The following is a 5,711-nucleotide window of genomic DNA, read 5'->3' as shown; positions in this document are numbered from 1 at the left end:
ATAAAGCTACGTCTATCGACCCATAAAGCTACGTCTATCGACCCATAAAGCTACGTCTATCGACCCATAAAGCTACAGTGTATATAATTTTGTAGCTTTATGGGTTATAGTGCTTATATCATTCACTATGGAAAGTATGAAATGAGCGATAAGCAGTTAATAACCAAAGATAATAAATTAATCAGTGCTAGTTACTCCCTTGGCATACCTGAGCAGCGCCTCATTTTTCTAGCAATCATTGAGGCTAGGGAACAAAAACAGTTGATTGACGCTAGAGGTGTTCTTCAAATTAAAGCAAAGAGCTATCAAGAGCAATTCAAGGTGGAGAAGCATACTTCATACGATGCCTTAAAAAGTGCTACAAGTGGATTGTTTGATGCTCATTTTGAGTATGAAGACATTCACGAACAGACAGGAAAGTTAGCTCGCCATGTGATTAGATGGGTGCAAAAAATAACCTACATTGATGCTGCTGGTCTGGTTGAGCTGCAATTCACAGATGCAGTTATTCCGCTTATAACAAGACTTAGCGAGCAATACACTGAATATGAGTTGAAGCAGGTTAGTGAGTTACAAAGCGAGTATTCAATCAGGCTTTATGAGTTAATGATGCAATGGAAAGCAATTGGTAAAACTAACAGAATATCAGTGGATGATCTACGCAGGAAATTAGGTGTTGAGCCTGAGCAGTACAAGAAAATGAATAACTTCAAAGCTCGAGTTTTAGACCATGCTATCAATCAAATAAATAAACATACAGATATTCAAGCCGAGTATGAGCAACACAAAGATGGACGTGTAATTGTAGGTTTTACATTCAAATTTAAGGTGAAGAATGATAAAAGAAAAACCACTACTGAGCTTAAGAAAAGAGATGTTGATACAGCAGATATGTTCACAGTTGAAGGATTAAACGATAAACAGTTAGGGCGTATTGCTCGCAACCCTCAGTTTATTACTGACTATAATCACATGGTCAGCCCTACCAGTGCAGCAGGACAAAGCGATAGTGGTTGGGAGTTTGAGATGACTAACCGCCTAAAAAAAGACCCTTCTCAGTTCAAGAAGCGTCCAATCAGGGATTATTTAGATTATTAATGCTAGCGGTCTATTATAAGTGGTTCCATTATAGCAGTCTGTTTTAAGTAGTCTGTTAATAGGTTTGAAGGCTGAAATATTTGGTTCCCTTGGGGTATGGTTTATTGATAGGGTCTTTTTCTCTGCGCACCTATTTTAGCTCCATAGATTATGAAGTGAATTATCCATGAAAAAATCAGATATGGAGTAAAAAGTATTAAAAATACTCCGAAACCATCAATAATACGAATGAAAGTATAATTCTTAAAATACGACTTACCCTCCTCCGCTATATTATTGAACGCTATTTCGTCTTCTGGATTGATAAACTCTATTCGTCCATCCGACACAAAGTTAGGTTGGATTTTTTTGCGATGATGGCTACAACTGATTCTGTTCTGTGGCAATATTAAGCAATTACTTGTTTCTAATATTTTACCGTCTACTAAACTGCTTACGTCTTGCATTCCATTGTCAGTAGTATTGAAATAAACCTTCATTGGGACATCAATGTCATACAACCCCAAAAACCTATCTGGGGAATCAACGAAATACTTTAAATGTAAGTCAGATTGGAACTGATAAGTATTTATCATTGGAGAACAATAAGCCTTACTCACACTACATTGTACAAATTGCCCTTTTGGATGAAAAATACCTTCTTGTCCTACGTAAAGACTAAGAGCTAAAGTTGGAACAGCTAATACTATTGATAACCGAACATATTGTTTTTGATTCAAATCAACCTCGTAGATATTTTTTTAATTTCAAATAATTAGTAGTAATCATGCTAACCAATTCCCTAAAAAACAATGTAAATGCTTGATATTTAAAATAATAAATTAGGATAGTTTTTGGTTTTTTAATCGCATTATCAAATCCCGATACTAATATAGGACTTTCTGGATCTTCCCTAATCTCTGGAAAGCTTTTCTTATCTAAGCTCTTAGCTTTATTATAGAAAGTACCAACGGTATTTTTGATTTGTGTCGCTATAGCCCTTTCGTTACTGGCTAACCCACTAAACGATATAGCACTATTGCAAATTTGACGAGCAATCAATCTAAGTTCTTCCAATTTAGCTGTGTTGTCGTCTTTTAATGGTTTCATCATCTCACTATCTAGATCAACAAGGTATTCCCTATATTCTTCCAGAAGAACTAAGATTTTTGCAGCCTCATTTGACATTATTTCACTGCGTTTTTGACCTCTCCATTGGTAGAATATAAATAAAGCAACCGATCCTGTGATGAAGGGCGCAATAGCTTTCCAGTCCCAGCTACAAAAATCCATCTATAAACCCTATACCAAGTATAATTTTCATTAGAGTCTCAAATTTATATTTTTTTAATTATTAGAACTATGATACTTCTCCACTGTCACAGTTTTCAGATTCTTTACCAAGTCTAACATTAAATCCTTATCTCCCTGTCTGGTCAGGAAGTTCAATAGATTATCGGCTGTATATTCCTTTAAACCATTTACTGCATCCTTCTCTAAGGCATCTACAAGAAAAGCACCCAGTAGTATTTTTTGCCGTGTTAGCTTCTTATCTAACTTCTGCTTCTCTCTATTTATCTTAAGCTCAAGATCATTAATCTTCTGCTGCTCTTTCAAATCATTACCACCAAGTAAGCTCATAACTCTTCCTTAAATCATCAAATTATAGTTCTCTTAACTATAGCAACTTCGCTAATACCTAACAACAGTTTATGATATAGTTAATCGACGGATGGTTGAAGTCCCACTGACTAAGTGCGAGTTTTCGACTTTACAAATGTTTATCCCTAACGGTCACACATTTATAAAATCAAAACACGTTAGGGGAAACCCCTAAAACCCCACTACTAACAGAAAGACGTTAGTGGCAAAAACTAAAAACCGAGCAATCAATAATGGCTATTTTCATCGCATCGACTAAATCCATATCACGAGGTAACGGACAAAGTGCTGTTGCTAGTGCGAGCTATCGCGCAGGAGTAGAGCTTGAAGATAAGCGATATGGCAAGACCCATGACTATTCAAAAAAGCATGGCGTGATGAGTGCCGATATTATTTTTCCGACAGCGTTGGCTGCTGCCAACGCTGATATTGATCGTAGTGATTTATGGAACAAAGCGGAAGCTGCCGAGAAAAGAAAAGATGCGCGTGTGGCTCGCGAATGGCTGGTTAATCTACCGTACGAGCTGAACGAGCAAGAGCGTAAGGAGTTAGCGCATAGCTTCGCCCAAACCCTAGCGGATCGTTACGGTACGATTGCCGACTGTGCTATCCATCAACCCACACAAAAAGAGATTGATCGGGGTGCAGACCCTCGCAACTTCCATGCTCATATCATGTTCACCACGCGCACCGCAGCGCTTGACGATAATAACGAGATCATACTAACCGACAAAGCGAGCATTGAGCTGTCCGATAATAAGCGGCGCTCGCTTGGCATGGCGCGAGTCAGCCATGAGATTACAGACGTTCGCCAAATATGGGAGCATATCGCCAACGAAAAACTAGCCGAGCATGACCATAAATTGATTGATAGTCGCAGCTATGCCGCGCAAGGAATTGATATTGAGCCACAGCTCAAAATGGGGTCAGTGGCTACCAAGCTAGAACGTGACAAATACGAGCGAGAGCTAAGAAAAGCAGAGCAAGCCAAAGAAGAAGGCAAGCACTACGAGATTGATAAAACGCCAGCAACACAGCTTGGCACCATCAACGAAATAATTAACGAGCGTAACGAGCTAGTTTGGGGCGTTGAGCTTGCCAAAAATCAGATCGTGAATGATGCCGCTGATGCCATTATCTTGAATGGTCATAAGATTGAAGACGTTGAACACAGCACACCGCCACCAACAAAGGCGATCAGTATTGATTTACCCACGCCAAGCAGGACAACCACAGCAGATGAACCCATCAAAGAACCTGAATCGCTACCTGCGCCAAAGCCTAAAGCGCCTACGCTAGATGCGGTTGCACAAGCTATGGCGATGGCAAAGGGCATTAAGACTAAGCGCGAGAATGAGCAAAAACAAAAAGACTTAGCATTGGAGCAGCAGCGACAGCGCGACCTTGCCGACCAACAAAAACGTGAACAAGCCGAACGTGAGCGCGTTGAACAGGCACGAGCCGACAGAGCAAGGCAGCTTGCGCTTGAAAACAAGCAATTCCTTGCCGACAAAAAATCACTGTATGCAGCTGTAATGGCACAATTGGAACAGCATACGCAGAAAGGGATTGATCCAAACAGCAAGACCGGCAAACTTATTTTAGCGATTTCAGTCGCTAATGAAGTCATGCACAGCCTCGATAAATACACGGATAACCCAAACACCACACAAAGACAGCGCGAGCTTGCGTCAAATGAGCGTGGCGCGTTAACGGACTTAGTTAACGACAAATCACAGCAAGCATTGAATGAGATTAAAAATATACACTATACCAGTGAGCGTAAAACGCACACAGCAGCCCTACAAGGCGTTTTAAGTGAATTTATAGACAATCACAGCCAAACTATCGAAAAAACTCAGAAGCAAGCACTACAGAGCGTCCAAAAAGAGATTACAGACTACAGTAACGAGATTAATCGCAGCCGCAGCTATGGATTAGGAAGATAAAAATGTCAGAGACACCCAACCTTGAAGACCTACTTACCGCCATTGCCACATTGACAGAACATAATACTGCCTTGTTAGAAAAAATAGAGGCAACAGATCAAGCCACCAAAGACAGAGACGAAGCAACCGCCAAGCTGGTAAACAATCTAACAGCTCAGCTCAATGATTATCAAGAACGAGAGAATGTCATCAAATCAGCGATTGCTATTGGTGCGGCTAAAGAGGTTAGCAAAGAAGTGTCTGCGGTGCTTAATCACTACCATAACCAGTTAACGCAAGGCGTTGGTGGTCATGTTGAAAAGGCGAATCATCACTTAGTACAAACCGTGAACCTAGCCACCACCAGCATTAATGATTTATCCATATTATCGTCAGATATGAAAAAAACCTTTGATGCCAACTTTAAGAGTTTAAGCTTTTTTTCTACTGAGTTTGAGGAACAAAATCGGCAATTAGCCAATGATGCCAAAAACACGTTAATCAGTGTTAGAAAGGAAGCTAGAGAAGGCGCTGAACGATACACCAAAGAGTTATCAGATGAGTTTGCTAGATCACTAAGTTGGAAGGCTGCTGGTCTGGTAGGTGCTATATGTGCTTGTATATTTGCTCTTACTTTATTTTCTGTTTGGTTACTTGTGCCTAGCAAAGCAGACATTGCAGAGCGTCAAACTAAATACAATAGTTTAGCAGCAGCTAAGATTGCTCATAATGTGGTTAACGGTCCAGATGGTGAATTTTATGCGAGAGTCACTCCGAATACTTGCTTTACAGGTACAGATAAGTATCGATACTGCAAATTTAGATAGGTAAAAGCTCTTGTTCTTTTAGTTAATAAAAAAAAGAAAAAAGGTTTTTAATGTTTTTAATGTTTTTAAAAGCTTTTAAGCTCTCGCTATCCTTTGCTATTTAAGGGCTGTAGCATCAATAAAGCTACGTCTATCGACCCATAAAGCTACGTCTATCGACCCATAAAGCTACGTCTATCGACCCATAAAGCTACGTCTATCGACCCATAAAGCTACA

6 protein-coding genes are annotated in these 5,711 nt (G+C 39.8%); 3 read left to right on the top strand and 3 right to left on the bottom strand.

Annotation, left to right across the window (positions count from 1 at the left end; genetic code table 11):
• Positions 1-141 precede the first annotated feature (141 nt).
• Positions 142-1,098, top strand: coding sequence for a replication initiation protein RepM (gene repM / locus ACS8FB_RS13575; protein ID WP_075103751.1), 957 nt, complete (start codon positions 142-144; stop codon positions 1,096-1,098).
• 101 nt (positions 1,099-1,199) lie between these two features.
• On the opposite strand, the gene ACS8FB_RS13570 is transcribed toward repM, so the two are convergent.
• From ACS8FB_RS13570 to ACS8FB_RS13560, 3 genes are read right to left on the bottom strand one after another with little or no spacing between them, the layout of a single operon-like run.
• Positions 1,200-1,817, bottom strand: coding sequence for a hypothetical protein (locus ACS8FB_RS13570; protein ID WP_439263642.1), 618 nt, complete (start codon positions 1,815-1,817; stop codon positions 1,200-1,202).
• Between the two features lies 1 nt (position 1,818).
• Positions 1,819-2,370, bottom strand: a complete 552-nt coding sequence (locus tag ACS8FB_RS13565) for a hypothetical protein (protein ID WP_439263640.1) — start codon at positions 2,368-2,370, stop codon at positions 1,819-1,821.
• 54 nt (positions 2,371-2,424) lie between these two features.
• Positions 2,425-2,718, bottom strand: coding sequence for a mobilization protein MobS (locus ACS8FB_RS13560; protein WP_439263638.1), 294 nt, complete (start codon positions 2,716-2,718; stop codon positions 2,425-2,427).
• Positions 2,719-2,972: 254 nt separating this feature from the next.
• On the opposite strand from ACS8FB_RS13560, the gene ACS8FB_RS13555 reads away from it, so the two are divergent.
• Together ACS8FB_RS13555 and ACS8FB_RS13550 are read left to right on the top strand one after the other, a co-directional pair.
• Positions 2,973-4,688 carry a MobA/MobL family protein gene (locus tag ACS8FB_RS13555; RefSeq protein WP_439263636.1) on the top strand — a complete coding sequence of 572 codons (1,716 nt, stop codon included), beginning with the start codon at positions 2,973-2,975 and terminating at the stop codon, positions 4,686-4,688.
• A gap of 2 nt (positions 4,689-4,690) precedes the next feature.
• Entirely contained in the window at positions 4,691-5,494 is an 804-nt protein-coding gene (locus tag ACS8FB_RS13550) for a hypothetical protein (protein WP_075103750.1), read from the top strand.
• Positions 5,495-5,711: the final 217 nt, after the last annotated feature.

Source organism: Psychrobacter sp. 1U1, from assembly GCF_051847535.1.
Taxonomy (GTDB): domain Bacteria; phylum Pseudomonadota; class Gammaproteobacteria; order Pseudomonadales; family Moraxellaceae; genus Psychrobacter; species Psychrobacter saeujeotis.
The sequence above is the reverse complement of the archived record's forward strand: the minus strand, read 5'-3'. Positions and strand labels throughout refer to the sequence as shown.

What these genes read in the sequence shown, in the direction of transcription:
- repM (WP_075103751.1), top strand. Translation starts at nt 142, where the DNA reads ATGAGCGATAAGCAGTTAATAACCAAAGATAATAAATTAATCAGTGCT.
- ACS8FB_RS13565 (WP_439263640.1), bottom strand. Translation starts at nt 2,370, where the DNA reads ATGGATTTTTGTAGCTGGGACTGGAAAGCTATTGCGCCCTTCATCACA.
- ACS8FB_RS13560 (WP_439263638.1), bottom strand. Translation starts at nt 2,718, where the DNA reads ATGAGCTTACTTGGTGGTAATGATTTGAAAGAGCAGCAGAAGATTAAT.
- ACS8FB_RS13555 (WP_439263636.1), top strand. Translation starts at nt 2,973, where the DNA reads ATGGCTATTTTCATCGCATCGACTAAATCCATATCACGAGGTAACGGA.
- ACS8FB_RS13550 (WP_075103750.1), top strand. Translation starts at nt 4,691, where the DNA reads ATGTCAGAGACACCCAACCTTGAAGACCTACTTACCGCCATTGCCACA.